We start from the raw sequence: 247 nt of genomic DNA, 5'->3' as shown, positions 1-247 counted from the left end.
GGTCAGTCGTTCACGGAGCCCGTGCCCGAGGAGGGCCCGGCCTGCGTCACTGCGTGCCCGCCGCACTGGTTGCGCAGCGCGGCGACGGCCTTGATCGAGGGCGAGTCCTCCTGGCGCGAGGAGACGCGCGCGAAGAGCGCGGCCGCGAGGACCGGCATCGGGACGGCGTTCTCGATCGCCGGTTCCAGGGTCCAGCGGCCCTCACCGGAGGCCTGGGCGTAACCGCGGATGTTGTCCAGCTTGGGGT

At 72.9% G+C, this 247-nt stretch carries 1 pseudogene; it reads right to left on the bottom strand.

Annotated features, from left to right (window positions below):
- Positions 1 to 2: 2 nt before the first annotated feature.
- A pseudogene (locus tag AC0I8G_RS26095) lies at positions 3 to 247 on the bottom strand (6-phosphogluconate dehydrogenase); the annotation flags it as partial.

Source organism: Kineococcus sp. AC630 (genome assembly GCF_979255925.1).
Note: the sequence above shows the minus strand (reverse complement) of the source record. Positions and strands in the feature narration are given on the sequence as shown.